This window comes from Arthrobacter sp. cf158, from assembly GCF_900106835.1.
Taxonomy (GTDB): Bacteria; Actinomycetota; Actinomycetes; order Actinomycetales; family Micrococcaceae; genus Arthrobacter.
The window spans coordinates 43,399-65,785 of the sequence record NZ_FNNR01000009.1; the positions used below are offsets into that span (position 1 = coordinate 43,399).

The window sequence follows — 22,387 nt, forward strand, 5'->3', positions numbered from 1 at the left end:
TCCCTAGCTAATGCTGTTTACGGCCGTCAGGATGGCTTCGCCCAGTTCCTTCGGCTTGGTGAACTGTGGCCAGTGGCCCGTGGGCAGGTCGATGTAGTCCACTTCCCGGATCCTGGCGAGCTCGGCCGTGAACGGGTGCCCGGCGTCCATCCACTCCTTGAGGAGCGACGACGGGAACTGGCACGCGATGATCGTGGCTGGGACGTCGTAGCGTCGGACGTCGCTGAGGTGCTGCTGATCGAAGGCGACGCCTTTGGGTTCCGGGATGGCCCGTGCACGGAAGGCAGCTTTGAGGTCTTCGGTCATGTCGATGAGGTCTTCGTCCTCGAACAGCTCCCACGGCGGCAGGGGAAGGTCGTCGCCGTCGTCGGGCAGTTCATCATTGATGACGCCGCCCTCGCCGAGCGGTCCGCTGTCCACGTAAATGGCCCGGGCTACCCGGTCAGGGCGGGCATCCGCCACGCCGTGAATGATGGCACCGCCGCCCGAGTGGCCCACCAGCACCACCTTCCCGTCCAGGGAGTCCACCTTCTCCACCACGGCATCGATGTGTGTCCGGAGCCCAATGCCGGCGCGGTCGGAATCCGCGGACTCCAGCCCGGGCAGTGTGAGCGGATGAACCGTGTGCCCTGCCGCCTCCAGCGGCGGGGTCACCTCCTCCCATGACGATGCGTCCAACCAGAAACCGGGTACAAGGATGATGTCCATGCCGGTACCCTACGGGAGGCCACCGACAGGATGCACTCATTTTTTGCTGGATCATTCGGCCCCTCATGTGGCCGGACCCGCGTCACGGCGCGGAACGGCTCCAGCCGGGGTGGGATGATCCAGCAAATTAGTCGCGCTCCGCCAGGCGATCCAAAGCTTTCGTCAGCGCTTTTCCGCGGAGCTGGGGAGTGCGGGCTTTGAGGATCTGCAGGATGATGAGGTAACGCTCAGTCTTGCCGAGCCGATCGAAGGCTTTGTTGGCGGCGTCGTCGCTGGCGAGGGCTGCCCGCAGATCGTCCGGAACCTGGGCGTTGGCCTGCGAAACGTACGCCGCCTCCCAGCGGCCGTCAGCCTTCGCGGCGTCTATCTCGGCGAAGCCCGCCGGCTGCATGCGGCCCGCCTGGATCAGGGCTTCCACCTTGCCCACATTCACCTGCGACCACGAACTTCGGGCCCGGCGCCGCGAGTACCGCTGCAGGAAAGTCTCCTCGTCGTGTCCGCGCCGTTGGCCATCGATCCAGCCGAAGCAGAGGGCTCCGTCAAGGGCGTCCTGGATCTCAATGAGGCCTGCGCCTGAGTTCTTCTTGCCGATCACCAGCCAGGCCTCGGCTTCAGTGGCATGGTTCGCGGAGAGCCAGTTTTCCCATTCCGGGCCATCGGCAAACGTCAACAGCTCCGGATCGTCCCTGCGCTCCATGGTTTCCCTTCCCCGCTCCTCCACACCTACGTACCCAGCATCCCCCAACTAAGTATCAGTTCGGGGCGTTGTGGACGCTCACAACGGTTCGAGCTGTTATCTGCTTGGGTGCGAAGAGGGGGTTGACGCGGATCACGTTTCCGGTTCATAGTTATCGTATACGATTTCGTACTTGATGCAGCTCTACCAAGAGGAGGCGCCGTGACACTGGAGTTCCGGACCCAGGAACTGAGCCAGGACATGCTGGCCCGGACGCGCAAAGTGATTGCCGTCCACATCAACTACCCCAGCCGTGCGGCCCAGCGCGGGCGTACTCCCGAGCAGCCGTCGTACTTCCTGAAGCCGTCCTCGTCTCTGGCGCTCGGCTCCGCGGATGCTCCCGGAACTGTTGAGCGTCCGGCCGGTTGCGAACTGCTCGGTTACGAGGGCGAGATCGCCCTGGTGATCGGCAAGTCAGCCCGCCGGGTTGGCCTCGAGGATGCGTGGAGCCACGTCGAAGGGGTCACCGCGTCCAACGACCTCGGCGTCTACGATCTCCGCTACGCGGACAAGGGCTCCAACGTCCGGTCCAAGGGCGGCGACGGCTTCACGCCGGTGGGTCCCACGCTGATTCCGGCCGACGCCGTGGACCCCACCCAGCTGCGGATCCGTACCTGGCACAACGGGGACCTCGTGCAGGATGACACCACCGAGGACCTGCTCTTCCCGTTCGCGCAGCTCGTCGCGGACCTTTCCCAACTGCTCACGCTCGAAGAGGGCGACATCATCCTCACCGGCACCCCGGCCGGCGCTTCGGTTGCCAAGCCGGGTGACGTCGTCGAAATTGAGGTCACCGGCGGCGAGTTCAGCAGCGGCCGTTTGGCCACCCAAGTAACGGAAGGCACGACGCCGTTCGCGGACTTTGGCGCCCGGCCCAAGTCCGATGACACCCAGCGGGAGGAAGCGTACGGATCGCGCGAAGCCGCCGGACTGCCTGCTCCCGACAATGCTTCCGTGCTGACTCCGGATCTCAAGAAGAAGCTGGAATCCGTCGCCACCGCCACATTGTCCTCCCAGCTGCGCAAGCGCGGACTGAACAATGTGAGCATCGACGGACTGCGGGCCACCCGCCCGGACCGCAAAGTAGTGGGCCTGGCCCGGACCCTGCGTTATGTGCCCAACCGCGAGGATCTCTTCAAGACCCATGGCGGCGGTTTCAATGCCCAAAAGCGCGCCATCGACTCCGTGAATGAGGGCGAAATCCTGGTGATGGAAGCCCGCGGCGAGAAGGGCACCGGCACTGTGGGGGACATCCTCGCACTGCGTGCCCAGGTCCGCGGCGCAGCTGCCATCATTACCGACGGCGGCGTCCGCGACTACTCGGCCGTGGCTGACCTGGAGATGCCCACGTACTTCGCGAACCCGCACCCCGCAGTGCTGGGCCGACGCCACATTCCGTGGGATACGGACATCACCATCGCCTGCGGGGGAGCCACCGTCCAGCCGGGCGACATCATCGTGGCCGATTCGGACGGCATCCTGGTGATCCCGCCCGCCATCGCCGAGGAACTGGTGGATGACTGCATCGCCCAGGAAAAGGAAGAGACGTTCATCTTCCAGATGGTCCAGGAAGGCAACAGCGTTGATGGGCTTTACCCCATGAACAAGGAATGGCAGGCGCGGTACGCGGAGTGGTCCGCCCGGCAAAGCCCGGAAGGAGCCCACGGTGACTGAGACCGCCGTCGGAAGTTCCGCCGTCGAGAGCGCCGCCGCCCTGAAGGCTCATCCTGAGAGCAAGTCCCAGCAGGCCTATGCGGCCGTGAAGGCGCGGATCGTGGAGGGCGCCTATACGCCGGGTTACCGGCTGGTGCTCGCCAAGATCGCCGAGGACCTGGGCTTCAGCGTGGTCCCCGTGCGGGAAGCGATCCGCCGGCTGGAAGCTGAAGGGCTGGTGAAGTTCGAGCGGAACGTGGGCGCCACGGTGTCCGGGATCGACCCCACCGAGTACCTCTATACGATGCAGACCCTGAGCATCGTGGAAGGTGCGGCCACGGCGCTGTCCGCTCCCTTGATCGACTCGGTAGCCATAGCCCGGGCGCGGGCGGTGAACCAGGAGATGCGGGAGTGCTTGGAGCACTTTGACCCCGTCCGATTTACCGCGCTGAACCAGGACTTCCACAGCGTCCTGTTTGAGCACTGCCCCAATCCGCACATCCTGGACCTGGTCCACCGGGGCTGGAACAGGCTGGCCTCGCTGAGGTCCTCGACGTTCCGTTTTGTCCCCGGCCGCGCTCAGGAATCGGTGCGCGAACACGAGGCCCTGCTGCAGCTCATTGAGGGCGCGGCAGACGCCGACACCATTGAAAAAGCAGCCCGCCAACACCGCGCCGCCACCCTGGACGCTTACCTCGCACAAGCAAACCCTGATCACTAGCAAACCCTGATCACTAGTTAGGACTTCAACGATGACGACCTCCGTAGAGACCACCAAGCATTACATCCCCGAGAACCTCCCGTCCCACATCCAGCACTTCATCAACGGCGAGTTTGTTGACTCCGTTTCCGGTAAGACCTTCGACGTCCTGGACCCGGTATCCAACGGCAACTACGCCACCGCTGCTGCAGGCCAGAAGGAAGACATCGACCTCGCCGTTGCAGCCGCACGCGAAGCGTTCGTCAACGGCCCGTGGCCGAAGATGAAGCCGCGTGAGCGTGCCCGGGTGCTGAACAAGATCGCCGATGCCGTGGAGGCGCAGGAAGCCCGGCTCGCCGAGCTCGAAACGTTCGATACCGGCCTGCCGATCACCCAGGCCAAGGGCCAGGCACTGCGCGCTGCCGAGAACTTCCGTTTCTTCGCGGACCTGATCGTGGCCCAGTTCGACGACGCCATGAAGGTCCCGGGCTCGCAGATCAACTACGTGAACCGCAAGCCGATCGGCGTCGCGGGCCTGATTACGCCGTGGAACACCCCGTTCATGCTGGAGTCCTGGAAGCTCGCCCCGGCCCTGGCCACCGGCAACACCGTGGTCCTCAAGCCCGCCGAGTTCACGCCATTGTCCGCCTCCCTGTGGGCACAGATCTTCAAGGACGCAGGCTTGCCTGATGGCGTGTTCAACCTGGTCAACGGCTTGGGCGAGGAAGCCGGCGACGCCCTGGTGAAGCACCCCGACGTACCGCTGATCTCCTTCACCGGCGAGACCACCACGGGCCAGACCATCTTCCGCAACGCCGCAGCCAACCTCAAGGGCCTGTCCATGGAGCTCGGCGGCAAGTCCCCGTGCGTCGTGTTCGCCGATGCGGACCTGGACGCCGCGATCGATTCGGCCCTGTTCGGGGTGTTCTCCCTCAACGGCGAACGCTGCACCGCCGGCTCCCGCATCCTGGTGGAACGCGCCATCTACGACGAATTCTGCGAAAAGTACGCCGCCCGGGCCAAGAACATCGTGGTGGGCGACCCCCACGATCCCAAGACGCAGGTTGGTGCCCTGGTTCACCCGGAGCACTACAACAAGGTGGCGTCGTACGTGGAGATCGGCAAGTCCGAAGGCAGGCTCCTGGCCGGCGGCGGCAGGCCCGACCACCTGCCCGAAGGCAACTACATCGCACCCACGGTGTTTGCCGACGTCGCGCCTGACGCGCGGATCTTCCAGGAAGAAATCTTCGGTCCCGTCGTGGCCATCACGCCCTTCGAGAACGACGACGAAGCCCTCGCCTTGGCCAACAACACCAAGTACGGCCTGGCGGCCTACATCTGGACCCAGAACCTGACCCGGGCCCACAACTTCTCCCAGAACGTGGAGGCCGGCATGGTGTGGCTCAACAGCCACAACGTCCGCGACCTTCGTACCCCGTTCGGCGGCGTCAAGGCGTCCGGCCTGGGCCACGAGGGCGGCTACCGCTCCATCGATTTCTACACGGACCAGCAGGCCGTGCACATCACGCTCGGCTCAGTGCACACGCCCAAATTCGGCGCCTAAAACGTCCCACCTACCCTTTCAACGAAGAGAGAATCCCATGAGCAACTTCACCGGCCCCATCCCCACGCCCACAGTCCCGGCACCGGACATTGTTCGCTGCGCCTACCTGGAACTCGTGGTCACGGACCTCGCCAAGTCCCGCGCGTTCTACGTGGACCTCCTGGGCCTGCATGTCACCGAAGAGGACGAGAACACCATTTACCTGCGCTCCTTCGAGGAGTTCATCCACCACAACCTGGTCCTCCGTAAGGGACCCGTTGCCGCAGCCGCAGCCTTCGCGTACCGGGTGAAGTCCCCGGCCGAGGTGGACGCCGCCGAGGCGTACTACCGCGAGCTCGGTTGCCGCGTGGAGCGCCGCAAGGAAGGCTTCACCAAGGGCGTGGGCGACTCCGTCCGCGTGGAGGACCCGCTGGGCTTCCCCTACGAGTTCTTCTACGACGTGGAGCACGTGGAACGCCTCACCCAGCGCTATGACCTCTACTCCGCCGGTGAGCTGGTCCGCCTGGACCACTTCAACCAGGTCACCCCGGACGTCCCGCGCGGCCGCAAGTACTTGGAAGACCTCGGCTTCCGCGTCTCCGAAGACATCAAAGACTCCGACGGCGTCACGTACGCCGCGTGGATGCACCGCAAGCAGACCGTGCACGATACCGCCCTGACCGGTGGCAACGGCCCCCGCCTGCACCACATCGCGTTCTCCACCCATGAGAAGCACAACATCATCCAGATCTGCGACAAGATGGGTGCCCTGCGCATCTCCGACAGGATCGAACGCGGCCCCGGACGCCACGGCGTATCCAACGCGTTCTACCTCTACATCCTGGACCCGGACGGCCACCGCGTGGAGATCTACACCCAGGACTACTACACCGGCGATCCGGACAACCCCACCGTCACCTGGGACGTCCACGACAACCAGCGCCGCGACTGGTGGGGCAACCCCGTGGTCCCGTCCTGGTACACCGAGGCCTCCCTGGTCCTGGACCTCGACGGCAACCCCCAACCCATCATCGAACGCGAGGACAAGTCCGAAATGGCTGTCACCGTGGGCGCCGACGGCTTCTCCTACACCCGCCCGGAAGGTGCGTCCGGCGAAGCGGCCGAGGGCTTCAAACTGGGAGCGCAGGTCTAACAGATGCTGGACGCGAAGACGATCGAAGCTATTGCCGACGAGCTGCTTGAGGCCGGCAGGAACCGCACGCCGGTTCCTCGGTTGACTGCCCGCTACCCGGAGATGACGGTGGAGGATTCCTACGCCGTGCAGCAGTTGTGGAGGCGGCGGAACGAGGAAGCCGGGCGCACGTTGGTGGGGCGGAAGATCGGCCTGACGTCCAAGGCCATGCAGGCCGCTACGGGCATCACGGAACCGGATTACGGTGCCATTTTTGATGACATGGTCCTGGATACCGGGTGCTCCGTGCAGTGGGACAAGTACACGCACCCACGGGTGGAGGTGGAGCTGGCCTTCGTGCTGCAGTCGGGGCTGAAAGGCCCCGGCTGCACCATCTTCGATGTCCTCAACGCGACCGATTACGTGGTTCCGGCCCTCGAAATCCTGGACTCCAGGATTGAGATGGAGGGCCGGACCATCGTGGACACCATCTCGGACAACGCCGCGATGGGCGCCATGGTGGTGGGTGGCCGCCCGGTGCGGCCCGATGCCGTCGACCTCCGCTGGGTGTCCGCCATCCTGTACAAAAACCAGACAGTGGAGGAGACCGGCGTGGCAGCCGGTGTACTCGACCACCCAGCAAATGGAGTCCACTGGCTGGCCAATAAGATCGCCGCGCACGGGGACTCGATGAAGGCCGGAGATATCATCCTGGCGGGCTCGTTTACCCGCCCGATGTGGGTGTACAAAGGGGATACCGTGCACGCGGATTACGGACCGTTGGGAGTGGTGACATGCCAGTTCGACTAAGCCCCACCTTCTATTCGGCACTCTCCGAGGCAGGAAGGCCGCTGGCCGGCATGTGGGTCTGCTCCGGCAGCCCACTGGTGGCGGAGATCTGCGCTGGGTCCGGTCTGGACTGGGTGCTGATCGACGCCGAGCACAGTCCCAACGGCCTCGAATCCATCCTCGCCCAACTCCATGCCGTGAGCGGTTACCCCGTGCAAGCCATGGTCCGTCCACCGGTCAACGACACCGTGGTCATCAAGCAGTACCTGGACCTCGGTGTGCAGAACCTGATGATCCCCATGGTGAACTCGGCCTTTGACGCCGCAACTGCGGTTGCCGCTGTGCGCTACCCGCCGCACGGTGTTCGCGGCGTCGGATCCGCACTGGCCCGGTCCGCCCGCTGGAACCGCGTCCCGGACTACCTGGCTACCGCCTCGGAGACCATCAGCCTCACGGTCCAGATCGAATCCGAAGCTGCGGCGTCGGCGGTGGAGGAGATCCTGGCCGTCGACGGCGTGGACGGCATTTTCCTGGGCCCCTCGGACCTCGCAGCCTCCATGGGCTTGCTGGGACAGCAGGAAAATCCCTTGGTGAGGGCCGTCGTCGAGCATTGTCTTGAAGCCGCGAAAGCGGCAGGTAAGCCCGCCGGCGTGAACGCCTTCAACGAATCAACCGCCCGTGCCTATCTCGACTCCTGTGCCTCCTTTGTGCTGGTCGGCGCCGATGTTGCGGTGCTGGCCCGTGCGTCCGAGGGCTTCGCGTCAACCTTCATCCCCGTGTCCGAGACCGCGGAGCGTGACAGCTACTGACCCGCCGGGGTGGACTAGGCTCTACGAAACGAGAGCCTGAGGGGGCAGAGCGATGCGTGGTGGTGGGTTAGCTGTAGTTGCCGTTATTGCTGTGCTGGGACTGGCCGGTTGTTCGTCGCCGGCAAGCCCGAAAGTCCTGGCGCGGGAAGCGACGGCGGAGGACCAGCTTCCGGAGTCCGTGAGCCTTGGCGGCGTGGATATGGACATTACGGCCGGGACGGCGCGGTTGCTGGCAACCCACGAGGACGTGAAGTACTTCGCCGCCAAGAGTTCCACTGGCGGGTCCGCATGTTTGATTGTTGTGCCGGTCGGAGTCCCGGAGCAGTGGGTAGCGGGCTGCGCAGCGGCATCAACAGGTGAGGAGATCGTCACCCTGACCGGCGTGGACGGTTCGATGACCAAGCTGATCAACGACCGCGTCGACGCCAGCCAGCCGAAATACCAAGGGTGGACCAAGATCCACGAGAATGTGCTGGTCGGCTCCCGCTGATCCCTGCAACGCCTACTTGCGCGCCATGTACCACTCGGTGAACTCGCGGGCTCGTCCGTCCTCGGCGAAGCGGATGACCCACAGGTTGTCGTAGGTGGGCTCTCCGTTGAGGTAGGTGGTCAGGCCTTGCACGAAAGCGGTGTCACCGTCCTGGCCAAGGAGTGTCCACTCGAACGTCCAGTCCTCCGGCTTGTCGCCGGCGTCCGCCCACGCTTTGACGATCTCTTCGTGGCCGTTCCATTGTTTTTCAGTGTTCGGGCGGTCGTTATAAACGGCGTCCTCCGTGAAGAGGGCCCTGATGTCGTCGGGCTCATTCGACGTCCACGCGCGTTCGTAATTGTCCATCCAGGAGTTCACGTCGTTGGTCATCTACCCGTTCTACCAACCGTGATGGCAGGGTTCAACGGTGAGGGCAAGGGAACTCAGGCCGGCCGGGCAATTCCCCGCGTTGATCGGCGGATGTGGTCCGGAGTGAGTCCGGTCAGCGAGGCAAGCTCCAGGTCATCGCATACCTGGTTGCGGAGGGCCATCACGATCAAGGCCTCGCGGCGTTCAGTGATCCGGTGGCGATGCTGTTCGGCGGCCCTGAGTTCCTCACTCTTCTGCTTTAAAGCCGCCACATGTGCGCTGCGTGGGACTCCGCCCGGATGGAGATCGTCATAAGCCAAAGCGATGGTCCTGACGGATTTCATGTTCTCACCAGTGACCGCCGAAACAGTGGCAATGGTGAGTCCGTCCTCGATCGCCTGGGCAATCAGCTCGTTTCTGGCAGCAGTCAGGGTACGGATGGCACTCTGTGCGTGGGAGAGGAGTTGCCGATGCACTCCCAGGGCGTACGCCAGCTTGGCGTGTTCCGCGTAATCCGATGCCTCCGGCCGGGGTGCTTTCGCCCGGTAGGCATACCGTCCGGTGGCTGCGCGGCCTTGCAATGAAACGGCGGGGGCTGACCCGGTGTGGGGTGGCATTGACTCCCTTTCGGATGCGGAACAGGCACTTCTGACTCTTCGAATCTAGGCAGTGTTCACCGAAGCAAGGAAATACCAATACCGCGTGAACCCATAAGCAAACTACATGGAAGAAACGCCTCAGAGTGCGTTAACGCGGGTTCTGTATGGGGGATGAGCGCTGATAGCGCACAAAGAGATCCGGGTCATAAGACCCTCTTATAGATCCACGCACATTAGGTCTTATCCACAGCGCTCACGGATCCCTAGTCTCGAAAAAGGGGATACGCGAATCCGCGCGTCCCGAGTTCCACATTCCTGGAGGAGACATGCCGCACTACCTGCCGGCGTCGAGGGTCACCCGCATCAAGTCCTCAGCGAGCGTCGCCGCGGCCGCCCGCGTCCGCGAACTCAAAGCCGAAGGCATCCCGATCATCGACCTGACGGTCGGCGAGCCGGACTTCGATACCCCGGACCACATCAAGGCAGCCGCAATAGAGGCGATCAACAACGGAGAGACCAAGTACACCTCGGTGACAGGCACGCCGGAGCTGCAGACCGCCATTCTGCGCAAGGTCGAAAGCCACACCGGTCACCACTATGAGCGGAACCAGCTGACCATTGGCGGCGGGGCCAAGCAGGTCCTGTACGTGGCGCTGATGGCGTCGCTCAACGCGGGCGACGAAGTGATTGTCCCCGCGCCGTACTGGGTTTCCTATCCGGACATGGTCCTGGCCAACGACGGAACTCCTGTGATCGTTGCTTGCGGCGAAGAGACAGGCTTCAAGCTCACCCCTGATGCCCTGGCGAAGGCCATCACCCCCAAGACCAAATGGCTCATCCTCAACGCCCCGTCCAACCCCACGGGCGCCGTGTACACGCGTGAGGAACTGCAGGCACTCGGCGCAGTGCTTGAGGAACACCCGCACGTCTTCGTCCTCACCGACGAGATCTACGACGAAATCCACTTTGGTGACGGGCGTGTGACCAGCCTGGTCACAGCCGTACCGGCGCTGAAGGACCGCATCCTGCTGGTGAACGGCGTCTCCAAGGCCTACGCCATGACGGGTTGGCGGCTCGGCTATGGAGTGGGTCCCGCACCGCTGATTGCGGCCATGAACAAACTGCAGTCCCAGACGTCGTCGTGCCCATCGTCCATCAGTCAAGCCGCCGCGGTGGCGGCGCTGAACGGAGATCAGTCCTTCGTCCGCGACAGCGTGGAGGTGTACCGCAAGCGCCGGGACGCCGCCGTCGAGGGCCTTAACGCCATCAATGGACTCTCCGTCGCGCCAGCGGAAGGGGCGTTTTATGCCTACGTGAACTGCAGCGGCGTGATCGGCAAGACCACCCGGTCCGGGTCCGTCATCGAGAACGACCAGGACTTCACGCTCTACCTGCTGGACGCCGCCCGCGTGGCCGTCATCCAGGGTTCGGCCTACGGCCTGGGCCCGTACTTCCGGATCTCCTTCGCCACCTCGCTGGAGACCATCAACGCCGGCGTGGACTCCATCCGCGATGCCGTCAACGCCCTCACCTAGAAAGATTCAGACCATGATCCACGTCAAGACCAAGTTCCAGCGCCCTGATGCCGACGTCGTCAGCCGCCTCGCCGCCTTTTCTTCCGCCACGATCCACGAGGCACAGGGCCGCCGCGGCGCGTTGAGCTCCAGGATCAAACCGATCGACCGCTCCATGTCCTTCTGCGGCCCGGCCGTGACTGTCGCTTGCGCTCCGCAGGACAACCTCATGCTTCAAGTGGCCATCCACTACGCACAGGCCGGCGACGTGGTCCTGGTGGGTGCGCAGGAAATGGCCGAGGCCGGCACGTTCGGTGACGTCCTGGGCAACGCCATGAAGGCCAAGGGCATCGCTGCGATGGTTACCGATTCCGGTGTGCGCGATACCCAGGACCTGATCGAACTCGGCCTGCCTGTTTTCTCCGGCAGTGTCAGCATCAAGGGCACGGTCAAGGAAACGCTCGGGCCCATCAACCACCCCATCGTCTTTGGCGACGAGATCATTTACCCCGGCGACATCCTCCGCGGCGACGCTGACGGTGTTGTGGTGGTCCGCCGCGAAGAAGCCGAGGAAGTCATCGCACTGTCCCAGGCCCGCGATGACCACGAGCGCGAACTCATCAAGCTTTACCACGACGGCGGCAACACCATTGAGCTCTGTGGCCTCACGGAGAAGCTCAAGGAGAAGGGCCTCCTGGTGGAGGACTAGGAGCATCTGTCAGGGCCGGTCACGCATCGTTGAAAGACGAGGTGGCCGGCCCCTTTGGCGTGTTCTTCAGAGCACAACAAAAGGCGCCTTGCCCGGACTCTTAAGTCTCTACGGGCAGGGCGCCTCAGTGGGTGCAGCTGAGGGGGAGTACGACGGCGGGTGGCCGGGTTGTGTGGCTACGCCCGCCGGGGCTGTTGGCTGGCGGCGTCAGTGGCTGGCTTAGTCCAGTCCGGAGTGCCCTGGCCGGGTATCCACCAAATGCCATTCGATGCTGTTGCCTGCGTGGGTGGGCATCAGGCTGCCTTCAAAGACGAACAACGGCTCGCCGATCCCGCCGAGCGGACGCCAAAAACCATTCCGGGGGCAATGGAATCCGGTCCGTGCGCTGACAGTTCCGCGGGTTGGATTCGACACCCATCCGGCTGTGCTGATCTTTTTCACCGTTGTTTCCTTTGAACTTGCCCGCAGAATCCGTGGGCTGGTTTCGAATTGTTTGCTAATTCGATATTAGGAAATTAAAACGGTCTTGAATAAGACCAAAGCTGTCTGTCCGGATAAGGCTTTGTTATGGATGGGCCGGGAGTTGCACGGGGTCGGTCCCGTACTTGTTGATCAGTTGTTGATGCAGCATCTCTTTGACCACCAGCAGTACGGCAGAAGCAGCCTCGGACAAGGGCTCGTGGTCCGGGGTGCACAGGGCGATCTTGCTCTGCAGGCCAGGTTCCACGATCCGCAACACTTTGAAGTCCTGGTCCGGGAACAGGGCGTCCGCGGCAGACTTGGGCAGAACTGTGCCGCCGAGGTTGGCGCGGATGAGCCGGGTGAGGGAGGGAACGGACTCCACTTCGCCCACCAATTTCAAGGGAAGATCCTGTTCTGCCAGGCCCTTCTCGATGAGCTGGCGCAGGGTGTGGTTCTTTTCCGGGAGGAACAGCCCTACTGTGCTGGCTTCGGCGAGGGTGACGGTGTCCTTGCCGTGATCGATGTCCACATCCGGGTGCACCACCAGATGAAGGTCTTCCACAATCATGGTGGTGAACTGCACGCCCCGAATCTTTCCGGGCTCGTAGATCAAGGCCATGTCCAGGCGGCCGTTCTTGATGGCCTCACTCAGTACGCCGCCAAAGATCTCGGTCAGATGGACCACGATGTCAGGGTACCGCCGGCCAACTTCGCTGATGATCTGGGGCGTCAGGCTACTGGCCATGCTGTAAGGCGCGATCGCAATGGAGACGCGGCCGGAGGGTGCGGCTCCGGAGGAGGCGACGTCCTGCCTGGCCTGTTCCACAAGTCGAAGAATCGACTGCGCGTGCCGGTACAGCGTGTGCCCGGCGGCGGTGGGCTCGACTCCTTGTTTGCTGCGGATCAGCAAACGCTGCTTGAGGTCGTTCTCCAGTGCCGATACCTGCTGGCTCAAGGCCGGCTGGGCCACGTGGAGCGCCGCCGCAGCCTTGGTGATGCTGCCGGAATCAACGATCTGCACGAAGTATGAAAGCTTGCGCGTATCCATGGGTCTGCCTTCCTGGAGGGCCACGTCCCCGGGTGGCATGCGTTAGGGAAATTCTATCCGGGCGACTGTGGGACCCAAGACACAGTACAGGGTGGTGCAGGTCATAACGGAGAGCTATCACGGGATAGCTATTAGGTCTTTGTGCAACGTGGTTGACCGGTGCGAGACTTTTGGAAAGAACTTCAGGCGACGCTTTGGGAATCCACTGGCGTTCGGTATTTACCGGAAATTCAATTCCACTGCAAAACCACGGAAAGAGAAACACGTGAACCCGACAATTGATCTTGTAGCGGATCTTGGAGAGGGATTTGGCGCCTACACCATTGGCGACGATTCCGAACTCCTGGAAATCGTTTCAAGTGCCAATATCGCATGCGGGTTCCATGCCGGTGATCCGGACATCATGGCCGCCACTGTTGCTGAATGCGTTCGCCGCGGAGTAGGCATCGGGGCTCACCCGAGCTTCCCGGATCTGCGGGGGTTCGGACGCCGGGACATGGGCCTCACTGCCACCGAAGTCCAAAACGATGTCTTGTACCAACTGGGTGCCCTGAACGGTTTCGCGTCCTTCCACGGCACCAAGGTCACGCACCTCGCTCCACACGGCCGGCTCGGCAACCTCGTCGCTGTCCGCTCCGACTATGCCCAGGCTGTGGCTGAGACCGCGGCCCGTGTGGACAACGAGCTGATCGTGGTGGCCCAGGAAGGCGAACTGGCCGTTGCTGCACGCAACGCCGGGCTGGACGTTGCGATCGTTGGCATCGTGGACCGGGCTTACCAGGAAGACGGCACGTTGGTTCCCCGCAGCCAGCCCGGTGCTGTGCTGCATGATCCCGCAGAGATCGTGGACCGCACGCTTCGTATGGTGATTGATGGCAAGATCCGCTGCGCCAACGGCGTGGACATGGACATCGACGTCGACACCGTCCTCCTTCACGGAGACAACCCCGGCGCTGTTGAGCTGGCGCGCCGGATCCGCTCCGAGCTCATCTCCGCCGGCGTCAGCATCGCACCGCTGGCCGAGGTCATGGATGCCAAGAGGAAGGCGGCCTGACATGTCCGTTCTTGCAGCGGCCCCCACCGAGATCTACGAATCGGGAGACTCCGCACTGCGTGTTGTCGCGATCTCCGAAGCCAGCGAACTCAACTGGCTGACCGTCCACGGACTGGCCGACTGGCTGGAAAGCTGCGGCGCTGAAGGCCTGCACGGCGCAGTTCCCACCTATGACTCCGTGCTTGTTGAGTTTGATCCCATCCTCGTTTCCGCACGCCAGGTGCGCGCCTTCGTCAAGCTTGGTCTTCTGGAACTCGGACGTTCCGCCGCCTCGGCTGCCGCTCCGCGGGAGTTCGACGTTCCCGTGGTCTACGGAGGCGAGTACGGTCCGGACCTGGAGCGCGTCGCCGATCACCAGGGCATCTCCGTGGAGGAAGTCATCCGCCTCCACACCGGGAAGACCTACACCGTTCGCTGCCTGGGCGCGCCTGCAGGCTCACCCATGATGGACGGCCCGGCATTCCCCAAGCCGGTGCCGCGCCTCAAGGACCCACGGCTCAGCGTTCCAGCTGGTGCAGTGGCCGTAGCCGGGCGACAGGCAGTCATCGCTCCCGCGTCGGCTCCCGGAGGCTGGTGTGTCATTGGACAGACCCCGCTTTCGGTCCTGAACATTCGCCGCGAACCGTTGGTGCCCTACAAGCCGGGTGACATCCTGCGTTTCCGGCAGATCCGAGCCGAAGACTTCAGCGGGTTCGTGGGCATGGAACTCGAGCCCCGCGCAGTGGAACCTCACGCGCTCGAACCCCTCACATCAGGGGCTCAGCCATGAGCGGCGAAATCCTGATCCAGCAGCCCGGTAACGCCGTCGTCACAGACCTCGGCAGGACCCGCGGCCCCCGCTTCGGTCTTCCCGTCAACGGCGCACTGGACCAGTACTCGGCCCGTGCCGCCAACATCCTGGCAGGCAACCTGGACAACCACCCCCTGGTGGAGATCACGGCACTCGACTTCCGGATGAAGGCCACCACCGACATCCTGATCGCCGTCACCGGCGCTCCGCTCACGCTCACTGTTGGTGGCCGCCCGTCCAGCCAGTGGGAACCGGTGTCAGTCCGTGCAGGAGAAACGGTCTCCATCCGCGGAATCCACCGCGGCCTCCGCGCCTACCTGGCCATTCACGGCTCCATCGAAGCTGAGACACTGCTGGGCAGTGTAGCTCCGGACACCGTGGTGGGCTTCGGGCTGCAACTCAAGGAAGGCACCCGCCTCCTGACCCGCAGGAGCGTTGGCCCCGTTCGTCAGCCGTACTTTGATCTTCCGCTCTTCCGGCTGGGCCTTGACCGGCCCCGCATGGACTCAGACTTGTTGGTCGATGTGACCGACGGGCCGGACGTCGCCGAGTTTGGCGAATCCGGTGAACTGCTCTTCACCTCGGAATACGCCGTCAGCGGCCGCAGCAACCACATCGGCCTGCGGCTCGGCGGGGAACTTCCGGAAAGAACCTCAAGCGGCGAAGTCCTTTCCCGCGGAGTGCCAGTGGGCGCCGTCGAGGTTCCTTCACGGGAAGAGCTGCTGGTACTGCACCGGGGACGCGGCGTCACCGCCGGGTATCCCGTCCTGGCAGTAGTCACCAGCACCGGACTGGATGTCCTGGCCCAAGCGAGGCCAGGGGACAAAGTCCGTTTTCGGAAAACCACAGTGGCAGAAGCAACTGCCGCCCATAGGCGCTCGCGGGCCCACCTTGAAACCCTCCGCGAATCCGTCAACACCGTCTTCGGACTCCTCGGCATCGGATGCCGTCCCCAGTGGCAGGACCTACCAGTTGCGGCATGCAGCTAAAACCCTGTCGTCACACCAGTAGGCGTTGCTACGCTCATCTCAGTAAGGAAAAGTCATGACCGCAAGCACCAACGCTGCGCCAGTGCAGCATGAGCGGCTCACCAGCCGCCAAACCCGCAAGGTTGTCACCGCAGGTTGTGTTGGCATCTTCGTGGAACTGTACGACAACGGCATTTTCGCCTTCATGGCGGGAACGCTGGCGCTCGTCTTCCTGGCCCCGGGCAACCCGGACAACGCCCTGCTCTTCGTTTTCGCCGGTTACGCGGTCTCGTTCTTCGTTCGTCCGCTCGGCGCCGTGGTGTGTGGCTACCTCGGAGACCGGATCGGCCGGCAAAAGCTACTGGTCTTCGTCATCCTCCTGATCAGTGTTGCCACCGCCGGTATCGGTTTGCTGCCCCCCTTTGCGGCCATCGGCGTGGCAGCCCCCATTCTGCTGGTCCTCCTGCGCCTCCTGCAGGGCTTCTCCGTCGGTGGCGAGGCTGCCGGCGCCATGACCTTCCTCGCTGAGCACGCCCCTGAAGGCAAGCGCGGCATCATTACCTCCTACGCCCAGATCGCCTCCTTCGCAGCACTGCTCACCGGTACTTTGGTGGCCTACTCCATGTCCCCGTGGCTCACCCAGGCAGCGATCGACGGCGGCGGCTTCGGTTCGTTCGCATGGCGCATCCCGTTCCTGGTGGCCATCCCCATGGGCATCATCGGCTGGTACATCCGCAAGGCCATCAGCGATACCCCCAATTTCGAGAAGCTGAAGGAAGAGGGCGGCCTCTCCAAGAACCCGCTCAAGGAAGCCTTCCAGTCCAAGGAACACCGCCGTGCCATGCTCCTGGCCCTCTTCATCCCGCTGATGAACGGCTCCGGCTACTACGTCCTGTTCTCCTACATGCCCACGTTCCTCAAGGGCAAGCAGCTGAACTTCACCATCGGCGAAGCCCTCCTGGTCACCGCCTGCAGCCTGGTGGTCATCTGCATCGCCATCCCGTTCATGGGCGCCCTGTCCGATCGCGTTGGCCGCAAGAAGGTCATCGCAGGCTCCGCAATCGCCATGGCAGTCCTCGGTATCCCGTCCTACGCCCTGATCGCCACCGGTCAAATGGGCTTGGCCATCCTGGGCGCCTGCATCATGGCCATCGTCTTTGCCGGCCACACCGCAGTCATCCACATCCTGATCGTTGAACTGTTCCCCACCCGTGTCCGCTACTCCGCCTACGGCCTCGGCTACAACATCTCCTCGGCCCTCTTCGGCGGCACCGCCCCGCTGCTCATGACCTGGCTGATCGGCAGCACCGGCAACATCTACATGCCGGCCTTCTACGCAGTCATCACGGCGCTGGGCACCCTCATTGCGGTCAGCACGGTCAAGGACCGCGCCCACGAGCCACTGCGCGACGCCTAGCCTCCACCCACCTCCGGCAAGTGCGCCGGGCTTCCACGTCCGGCGCACTTCGCTCACCGATTCCCCACCTTTTGGAGAACCCCATGTCTTTTTCTGACTACACCACCGCCCTGGTCACCGGAGCATCAACCGGTATGGGTGCAGCCATTGCTGAACGCCTCGCCAAGCGCGGCCTGACCGTTCACGCCGTGGCGCGCAACGAGGAACGCCTTGCCGAGTTGGCCGACCGCACCGGAGCCATCCCGCACGTAGTGGACCTGACCGACACAGCCGCGTTGGCCGCCGTCGTGAGCGACCTCAAGGTGGACGTCCTGGTGAACTGCGCCGGGGTTTCCCGGCCGGGCAACATCCTGGACTCGTCCGAAGAGGACATTGACGAACTGGTGGACGTGAACCTCCGCGGTCTCCTGCAGCTCACCCGACTGGTCCTGCCGGGCATGGTGGAGCGCGACCTCGGCCATGTCATCAACATCAGCTCGATCGCCGGCGTCTACAACTTCTACGGCCACACGGTCTACCACGCCACCAAGGCTGCCGTGCACCAGATCTCCCGCCAGCTCCGTAACGATACCGTCGGCAAGCGCATCCGTGTCACCGAAATCTGCCCGGGCCGCGTGGAGACCGAGATCTTCGGACGCAACATGGGCGGCACTCCCGAGGCCATGGAAGAAGCCTGGCAGACCTACTACGAGGGCTACGAGTCGCTCACCACGGACGACATCGTCAATGCCCTGGACTACGCCATCGAAACGCCGCGCCACGTCAATGTAGGCATGCTCGAACTCATGCCGACGTTCCAGGTGCCTGGTGGCCTGACGTTCGACCGGCGCTGACGTTCCACCGGCGCTGACCCCTCTCGGTCCAGGCGCCCCACAAGTTCCGGTGACACACACTCCCGTCACCGGATATATAGGCTGGCGGCCGCGTTAATCGCGGCCGCCAGCACCCGTATAAGCGCTGTTTACTACTCGAAAGCCACAGCCGATGAGAAGGGCACTGTGCCTCGCTGACCGGAAAGACTGGGATGCCGAGGACTTCGATAACCTCGACGATTACCGGCAGGAACCGCGGCGGCAGCAGCTGGTCTGCCTGGCGTGTGGGGGCAAGGCAATGTTCCGCTCCGCAGGGGTTGGCCGGAAGGCGACCTTCAGTGCACGGCATACCGCCGACTGCTGTCTGAACTCCCGGACGTGGACGGTGTTCCGGTACCTGCAATAGTGCCGTTGCCGCACGGGTAATGCCTGCCCTGAACCAACGCTGCGCGGCACTGAAGCGCCCGACGGCGCGTGGTTCAGTCTTCGTCGAGCGTTTCCGTCAGGTGGTGCGTGGGGATGCGGTCCCGGTCGTAGGTGATTTCTGTGTAGCCATGAGGCTGCGGGCGGCCGTCTGAGCCGAGGTTCACGAAGACGATTTCCTCGATGGTCAGGATGGCCTGACGCGTGATCATGTTGCGGACCTCCGCGCGCATGGTCAGCGAGGTACGGCCGAAGCGTTTCGCCGTCAGCCCCATCTCGATCAGGTCGCCTTGGACCGCCGAGCTCACAAAGTTAATCTCCGAGATGTACTTGGTGACTGCCCTGCCGTTGCCCAGCTGGAGGATGGCGTAGATAGCGGCCTCTTCATCGATCCACTTCAGCAGGCTCCCACCGAAGAGTGTGCCGTTGGCGTTGAGGTCCTCGGGCCGCACCCATTTACGGGTGCGAAAGGTGATGTCTGCTTTTTCCATATTCCGAGATTATCGAACTGCCGCGGCCTCCGCTTGATATTGCGTCCCCATCCCAGGCTCCTCCGCTACGCCATTGCTGTGTGCGAGGCACTGTGCGAATCGAGTCGCTTGGAGTAGCAATACGATTCGTTGACGCCTATGTACGGGCCGAAGTTCGGTACAGGGGCAAAACCGGCACTTTCGTAGAAGCTCCGGCCATCTGACTGTGCTGATCCGGCTTCGGCTGCAATCACGGTGGATCCGTGCGAATGAGCCTGGGCTTCGAGGGCTGCCAGAATGGAGCTCGCCACTCCCGAGCCCCGGGCGTAGGGGACCACATACAGCCTTTTGATTTCGGCCGTGTTCTCGTCCAGCATGCGGAGCCCGCCACATCCCAGTGGCTGTCCCGAGCATTTCTCATAGGCCACCACGAAGACCGCAGTGTCCGCTTCCGACGGTGGGGGTCCGGGCTCATGGTCGGTGCTTCCGAAACGTGAATCCAGTTCTGCCTGCTGCGCGGCTCGGAGGTCAGCGCCCACGGGGTTGGCCCACGTGACCTGCCGAATGTTGAGCCGTGGGTTCGTCTGCATTTGTGCCTCAATTCGCCGGGTTTCGTCGGAGGTGTCTATGCGACTTAAGCCTAGGGAGCTGTGGTTACCGTGGTGTTTCCTGCGCGTAAGCGTCGGGAGAATTGCTGCTGCCCCTGGGTTGGGGCGCAGAGAGGGCCTCGCAACGTCTCTTGCAGTACCTCTTAAAGCGCCTCGCCGGTTGGGTCGTCTACGGTTTGATCGGCCAGGGCCAAGCCGCCCACGGGAATTTGATCCCAGTGCAGTACCTTCCAGCCGTTCTTGGGATTGCCTTCAAGAGCCACGATGCCCGTGTTGGGGAGCTGATGCGTCTCGGCGAACACGGTGTCGATGTCCGTGGCCCGCCGGCCCGCCCAGCAACGAATGGCCGCGCCGTGGCTGACAATCGCGGCCGTCTGGTGTCCTGCGGCCGCAACTTTCTCTACGGAAGCATCGAAGCGGGCGAAGAAGTCGTGCCCGTTGAAAGCTCCGGGCATCCGAACGTCCAAGTCGCCATCCGTCCAGGCGAACACTGTGCTCATGTACCGTACGTGTGATTCGTGATCGGTCTTCTTTTCCAGCGCCCCCGCCTCGATTTCGTGGACTCCGTCCAGAATTTCCGGTTCCAATCCTGTTGCTTTTGCCAAGGGTGCAGCTGTCCGCTGGGTTCGCAGCAACGTCGAGGTGTACAAGGCTTGGATGCCTTCGTCAGCCAGGGCTTCCGGCAGGGCCGCCGCTTGACGCTCGCCCAGTTCGGTCAGTCCCGGTCCAGGGAATGCAGTGTCCAGCTGGCCTGCAACATTGCCGGGTGTTTGTCCGTGCCTGATCAACAGGAGCTTCATGGTTGCTCCGCTCCTCTACGTCGTAGCTGTTCGGCCTCTGGACGCTTTGCGCTCCTGCCCGGTTACACCAGCCAATCAGTCGTCTCAGTCCGGGAACAGCCCGACACGCCGTGTCGCGAACCCTCGGACGGGATGCTGAGGAAAGCAACTGGGAAGGAACGCACCTCTGCCTGCCGAGCTAGGCCTCCACCACGGGTTAAACGCCGACGGCGGGTTAAACACCGACGGCGGGCCGAGGCACCCTGCCCCGGCCCGCCGTCGTCGCGCGTTGTGAATTACTGCAGGTGATCCACCAACTTGTCGGCGATGCCCGTGTACTTACCCGGGGTCAGCGCCAGCAAGCGGGCCTCGGCGTCGGCCGAGAGGCCCAGGCCCTGGACGAATTCCTGCATGCGGGCGCCGTCAACGCGCTGGCCGCGGGTGAGGTCCTTCAGGCGCTCGTACGGGTTTTCCATACCTTCAACGCCGGCGATCGCTTCAGCGCGCATGACCATCTGGATGGCTTCGCCCAGTACTTCCCAGTTGGTGTTGAGGTCTCCGGCGAGGACTTCCTCAGCGACGTCCAGTGCCTTGAGTCCCTTGGCGACGTTGGAGATGGCCAGCAGCGAGTGCCCAAAAGCCACGCCGATGTTGCGCTGGGAGGAGGAGTCGGTGAGGTCGCGCTGCCAGCGGGAGGTGACCAGCGTTGCGCCCAGGGTATCCAGGAGCCCGTTGGAGATCTCCAGGTTGGCTTCGGCGTTCTCGAAGCGGATCGGGTTGACCTTGTGCGGCATGGTGGACGAACCCGTGGCACCGGCAACCGGAATCTGGCGGAAGTAACCGATGGAGATGTAGCTCCAGATGTCCGTGCAGACGTTGTGCAGGATGCGGTTGAAGCGTGCGATGTCGGCGTAGAGCTCGGCCTGCCAGTCGTGGCTTTCGATCTGCGTGGTCAGCGGGTTCCAGGTGAGCCCCAGGCCCTCCACGAAGGACTTTGCGACGGCTTCCCAGTCAGCGGTGGGGACAGACGCGACGTGTGCGGCGTAGGTGCCGGTTGCGCCGTTGATCTTGCCCAGGTATTCGGTCTTGGCGATGCGTGCAAGCTGGCGGTTCAGGCGGTGCGCAATGACAGCGAGTTCCTTGCCCAGCGTGGTGGGGGTGGCGGGCTGGCCGTGGGTGCGCGACAGCATTGGCACCGAGCGGTTGGCTTCTGCCATGTCCTCGATCTGCTTGACCAGGGCGGAGGCGTTGGGCAGCCAAACGTCCTCTACGGCACCCTTGATGCCCACAGCGTAGGAGAGGTTGTTGATGTCCTCGGAGGTGCAGCCGAAGTGCACCATGGCCGTCAGGTTCTCGATGCCGATGGCGGGCAGCCTGCGGCCGATGTAGTACTCAACAGCCTTGACGTCGTGGACGGTCACGGCTTCGATTTCGGCAAGTTCGTTGACCGATGCGGCATCGAACCCCGTGACGATGGCACGCAACTGCGCGTTCTGCTCGTCCGTCAGCGGGCCTGCACCCGGGAGTACGGACTGGCTGGTGAGGTGAATCAGCCACTCGACTTCGACGTGAACACGATCGCGGTTCAGGGCCGCCTCGGACAAGTAGTCGACCAGGGGTGCGACGGCGGCACGGTAGCGGCCGTCAAGGGCGCCAAGGGCGAGGGGTTCGGAAGCGAGGGAGACGCGGGGGGATTCAGCCATAGTGCCTATTCTTTCATGCTCCGCATCGAGGCCGGGAGTTGGTGACGGGGCTATGTGGAAGGTTGGCCAGGTTATCCACATACACGACAGCACCGCTTCCGTCCGATTCCAGCACTCCGTAGC

The 22,387-nt window shown here is 63.5% G+C and carries 25 protein-coding genes; 15 read left to right on the forward strand and 10 right to left on the reverse strand.

Annotated elements, in window-relative coordinates; translation table 11 throughout:
• Positions 1-3 precede the first annotated feature (3 nt).
• Together BLW08_RS17545 and BLW08_RS17550 are read right to left on the reverse strand one after the other, a co-directional pair.
• Positions 4-708: an alpha/beta fold hydrolase gene (locus tag BLW08_RS17545; RefSeq protein WP_090824193.1), complete on the reverse strand. Its 705-nt coding sequence runs from the start codon at positions 706-708 to the stop codon at positions 4-6.
• Positions 709-835: 127 nt separating this feature from the next.
• Complete coding sequence (locus tag BLW08_RS17550) at positions 836-1,405, reverse strand: YdeI/OmpD-associated family protein (RefSeq protein WP_091326728.1); 570 nt, start codon at positions 1,403-1,405, stop codon at positions 836-838.
• 201 nt (positions 1,406-1,606) lie between these two features.
• On the opposite strand from BLW08_RS17550, the gene BLW08_RS17555 reads away from it, so the two are divergent.
• From BLW08_RS17555 to BLW08_RS17585, 7 genes are read left to right on the forward strand one after another with little or no spacing between them, the layout of a single operon-like run.
• Positions 1,607-3,118, forward strand: coding sequence for a fumarylacetoacetate hydrolase family protein (locus BLW08_RS17555; RefSeq protein WP_091326731.1), 1,512 nt, complete (start codon positions 1,607-1,609; stop codon positions 3,116-3,118).
• A gap of 40 nt (positions 3,119-3,158) precedes the next feature.
• Entirely contained in the window at positions 3,159-3,818 is a 660-nt protein-coding gene (locus BLW08_RS17560; RefSeq protein WP_175538758.1) for a GntR family transcriptional regulator, read from the forward strand.
• A 31-nt stretch (positions 3,819-3,849) separates the two neighbouring features.
• Positions 3,850-5,361, forward strand: coding sequence for a 5-carboxymethyl-2-hydroxymuconate semialdehyde dehydrogenase (gene hpaE, locus BLW08_RS17565; RefSeq protein ID WP_062072561.1), 1,512 nt, complete (start codon positions 3,850-3,852; stop codon positions 5,359-5,361).
• A 37-nt stretch (positions 5,362-5,398) separates the two neighbouring features.
• On the forward strand, positions 5,399-6,493 hold the full coding sequence (gene hpaD / locus BLW08_RS17570) for a 3,4-dihydroxyphenylacetate 2,3-dioxygenase (RefSeq protein WP_062072563.1): 1,095 nt from the start codon (positions 5,399-5,401) through the stop codon (positions 6,491-6,493).
• Between the two features lie 3 nt (positions 6,494-6,496).
• Positions 6,497-7,282 carry a 2-oxo-hept-4-ene-1,7-dioate hydratase gene (gene hpaH, locus BLW08_RS17575; RefSeq protein ID WP_091326735.1) on the forward strand — a complete coding sequence of 262 codons (786 nt, stop codon included), beginning with the start codon at positions 6,497-6,499 and terminating at the stop codon, positions 7,280-7,282.
• A complete protein-coding gene (locus tag BLW08_RS17580; RefSeq protein ID WP_091326737.1) occupies positions 7,267-8,070 on the forward strand; it encodes an aldolase/citrate lyase family protein in 804 nt (267 codons plus the stop codon). The genes hpaH and BLW08_RS17580 overlap by 16 nt, the downstream gene beginning before the upstream one ends.
• Before the next feature lie 52 nt (positions 8,071-8,122).
• Complete coding sequence (locus tag BLW08_RS17585) at positions 8,123-8,560, forward strand: cupin domain-containing protein (RefSeq protein ID WP_090824204.1); 438 nt, start codon at positions 8,123-8,125, stop codon at positions 8,558-8,560.
• 12 nt (positions 8,561-8,572) lie between these two features.
• Here the strand turns inward: BLW08_RS17585 and BLW08_RS17590 are convergent, their stop codons facing one another.
• Positions 8,573-8,929 carry a nuclear transport factor 2 family protein gene (locus BLW08_RS17590; protein WP_091326740.1) on the reverse strand — a complete coding sequence of 119 codons (357 nt, stop codon included), beginning with the start codon at positions 8,927-8,929 and terminating at the stop codon, positions 8,573-8,575.
• A gap of 53 nt (positions 8,930-8,982) precedes the next feature.
• Positions 8,983-9,525: a hypothetical protein gene (locus BLW08_RS24180; RefSeq protein WP_254779942.1), complete on the reverse strand. Its 543-nt coding sequence runs from the start codon at positions 9,523-9,525 to the stop codon at positions 8,983-8,985.
• Positions 9,526-9,833: 308 nt separating this feature from the next.
• Between BLW08_RS24180 and BLW08_RS17600 the strand changes: the two genes are divergently transcribed.
• The gene (locus tag BLW08_RS17600) at positions 9,834-11,042 is read left to right on the forward strand and encodes an aspartate transaminase (protein WP_091326743.1); all 1,209 of its coding nucleotides are present in this window, start codon (positions 9,834-9,836) and stop codon (positions 11,040-11,042) included.
• A gap of 13 nt (positions 11,043-11,055) precedes the next feature.
• A complete protein-coding gene (locus tag BLW08_RS17605) occupies positions 11,056-11,730 on the forward strand; it encodes a 4-carboxy-4-hydroxy-2-oxoadipate aldolase/oxaloacetate decarboxylase (protein WP_091326745.1) in 675 nt (224 codons plus the stop codon).
• A 219-nt stretch (positions 11,731-11,949) separates the two neighbouring features.
• Here the strand turns inward: BLW08_RS17605 and BLW08_RS17610 are convergent, their stop codons facing one another.
• Positions 11,950-12,171, reverse strand: coding sequence for a hypothetical protein (locus BLW08_RS17610; RefSeq protein ID WP_090824211.1), 222 nt, complete (start codon positions 12,169-12,171; stop codon positions 11,950-11,952).
• Between the two features lie 124 nt (positions 12,172-12,295).
• Positions 12,296-13,240 carry a LysR substrate-binding domain-containing protein gene (locus tag BLW08_RS17615; protein WP_090824213.1) on the reverse strand — a complete coding sequence of 315 codons (945 nt, stop codon included), beginning with the start codon at positions 13,238-13,240 and terminating at the stop codon, positions 12,296-12,298.
• 265 nt (positions 13,241-13,505) lie between these two features.
• Between BLW08_RS17615 and BLW08_RS17620 the strand changes: the two genes are divergently transcribed.
• From BLW08_RS17620 to BLW08_RS17645, 6 genes are all read left to right on the forward strand, one after another.
• A complete protein-coding gene (locus BLW08_RS17620) occupies positions 13,506-14,294 on the forward strand; it encodes a LamB/YcsF family protein (RefSeq protein ID WP_090824215.1) in 789 nt (262 codons plus the stop codon).
• Position 14,295: 1 nt separating this feature from the next.
• Positions 14,296-15,063: a 5-oxoprolinase subunit B family protein gene (locus BLW08_RS17625; RefSeq protein ID WP_090824217.1), complete on the forward strand. Its 768-nt coding sequence runs from the start codon at positions 14,296-14,298 to the stop codon at positions 15,061-15,063.
• Entirely contained in the window at positions 15,060-16,073 is a 1,014-nt protein-coding gene (locus BLW08_RS17630) for a 5-oxoprolinase subunit C family protein (protein WP_090824219.1), read from the forward strand. Before BLW08_RS17625 ends, BLW08_RS17630 begins: the two co-directional genes overlap by 4 nt.
• Positions 16,074-16,128: 55 nt before the next feature.
• The gene (locus tag BLW08_RS17635) at positions 16,129-17,469 is read left to right on the forward strand and encodes an MFS transporter (protein ID WP_090824221.1); all 1,341 of its coding nucleotides are present in this window, start codon (positions 16,129-16,131) and stop codon (positions 17,467-17,469) included.
• 83 nt (positions 17,470-17,552) lie between these two features.
• The gene (locus BLW08_RS17640; RefSeq protein WP_062072587.1) at positions 17,553-18,302 is read left to right on the forward strand and encodes an SDR family oxidoreductase; all 750 of its coding nucleotides are present in this window, start codon (positions 17,553-17,555) and stop codon (positions 18,300-18,302) included.
• 151 nt (positions 18,303-18,453) lie between these two features.
• On the forward strand, positions 18,454-18,687 hold the full coding sequence (locus BLW08_RS17645; RefSeq protein ID WP_090824224.1) for a hypothetical protein: 234 nt from the start codon (positions 18,454-18,456) through the stop codon (positions 18,685-18,687).
• Positions 18,688-18,760: 73 nt separating this feature from the next.
• Here the strand turns inward: BLW08_RS17645 and BLW08_RS17650 are convergent, their stop codons facing one another.
• The 4 genes from BLW08_RS17650 to purB form a co-directional block, all read right to left on the reverse strand.
• Positions 18,761-19,195, reverse strand: a complete 435-nt coding sequence (locus tag BLW08_RS17650) for an acyl-CoA thioesterase (RefSeq protein WP_090824227.1) — start codon at positions 19,193-19,195, stop codon at positions 18,761-18,763.
• A 65-nt stretch (positions 19,196-19,260) separates the two neighbouring features.
• Positions 19,261-19,764: a GNAT family N-acetyltransferase gene (locus BLW08_RS17655; RefSeq protein WP_091326755.1), complete on the reverse strand. Its 504-nt coding sequence runs from the start codon at positions 19,762-19,764 to the stop codon at positions 19,261-19,263.
• 161 nt (positions 19,765-19,925) lie between these two features.
• Entirely contained in the window at positions 19,926-20,582 is a 657-nt protein-coding gene (locus BLW08_RS17660; RefSeq protein WP_091326759.1) for a histidine phosphatase family protein, read from the reverse strand.
• Positions 20,583-20,857: 275 nt separating this feature from the next.
• On the reverse strand, positions 20,858-22,264 hold the full coding sequence (gene purB, locus BLW08_RS17665; RefSeq protein WP_090824232.1) for an adenylosuccinate lyase: 1,407 nt from the start codon (positions 22,262-22,264) through the stop codon (positions 20,858-20,860).
• Positions 22,265-22,387: the final 123 nt, after the last annotated feature.

Bases quoted from the DNA above. Each gene is read 5' to 3' on its own strand.
- BLW08_RS17545 (WP_090824193.1), bottom strand. From the start codon at position 708: ATGGACATCATCCTTGTACCCGGTTTCTGGTTGGACGCATCGTCATGG.
- BLW08_RS17550 (WP_091326728.1), bottom strand. From the start codon at position 1,405: ATGGAGCGCAGGGACGATCCGGAGCTGTTGACGTTTGCCGATGGCCCG.
- hpaE (WP_062072561.1), top strand. From the start codon at position 3,850: ATGACGACCTCCGTAGAGACCACCAAGCATTACATCCCCGAGAACCTC.
- hpaD (WP_062072563.1), top strand. From the start codon at position 5,399: ATGAGCAACTTCACCGGCCCCATCCCCACGCCCACAGTCCCGGCACCG.
- hpaH (WP_091326735.1), top strand. From the start codon at position 6,497: ATGCTGGACGCGAAGACGATCGAAGCTATTGCCGACGAGCTGCTTGAG.
- BLW08_RS17580 (WP_091326737.1), top strand. From the start codon at position 7,267: ATGCCAGTTCGACTAAGCCCCACCTTCTATTCGGCACTCTCCGAGGCA.
- BLW08_RS17585 (WP_090824204.1), top strand. From the start codon at position 8,123: ATGCGTGGTGGTGGGTTAGCTGTAGTTGCCGTTATTGCTGTGCTGGGA.
- BLW08_RS17590 (WP_091326740.1), bottom strand. From the start codon at position 8,929: ATGACCAACGACGTGAACTCCTGGATGGACAATTACGAACGCGCGTGG.
- BLW08_RS24180 (WP_254779942.1), bottom strand. From the start codon at position 9,525: ATGCCACCCCACACCGGGTCAGCCCCCGCCGTTTCATTGCAAGGCCGC.
- BLW08_RS17600 (WP_091326743.1), top strand. From the start codon at position 9,834: ATGCCGCACTACCTGCCGGCGTCGAGGGTCACCCGCATCAAGTCCTCA.
- BLW08_RS17605 (WP_091326745.1), top strand. From the start codon at position 11,056: ATGATCCACGTCAAGACCAAGTTCCAGCGCCCTGATGCCGACGTCGTC.
- BLW08_RS17615 (WP_090824213.1), bottom strand. From the start codon at position 13,240: ATGGATACGCGCAAGCTTTCATACTTCGTGCAGATCGTTGATTCCGGC.
- BLW08_RS17625 (WP_090824217.1), top strand. From the start codon at position 14,296: ATGTCCGTTCTTGCAGCGGCCCCCACCGAGATCTACGAATCGGGAGAC.
- BLW08_RS17630 (WP_090824219.1), top strand. From the start codon at position 15,060: ATGAGCGGCGAAATCCTGATCCAGCAGCCCGGTAACGCCGTCGTCACA.
- BLW08_RS17635 (WP_090824221.1), top strand. From the start codon at position 16,129: ATGACCGCAAGCACCAACGCTGCGCCAGTGCAGCATGAGCGGCTCACC.
- BLW08_RS17640 (WP_062072587.1), top strand. From the start codon at position 17,553: ATGTCTTTTTCTGACTACACCACCGCCCTGGTCACCGGAGCATCAACC.
- BLW08_RS17645 (WP_090824224.1), top strand. From the start codon at position 18,454: ATGAGAAGGGCACTGTGCCTCGCTGACCGGAAAGACTGGGATGCCGAG.
- BLW08_RS17650 (WP_090824227.1), bottom strand. From the start codon at position 19,195: ATGGAAAAAGCAGACATCACCTTTCGCACCCGTAAATGGGTGCGGCCC.
- BLW08_RS17655 (WP_091326755.1), bottom strand. From the start codon at position 19,764: ATGCAGACGAACCCACGGCTCAACATTCGGCAGGTCACGTGGGCCAAC.
- BLW08_RS17660 (WP_091326759.1), bottom strand. From the start codon at position 20,582: ATGAAGCTCCTGTTGATCAGGCACGGACAAACACCCGGCAATGTTGCA.
- purB (WP_090824232.1), bottom strand. From the start codon at position 22,264: ATGGCTGAATCCCCCCGCGTCTCCCTCGCTTCCGAACCCCTCGCCCTT.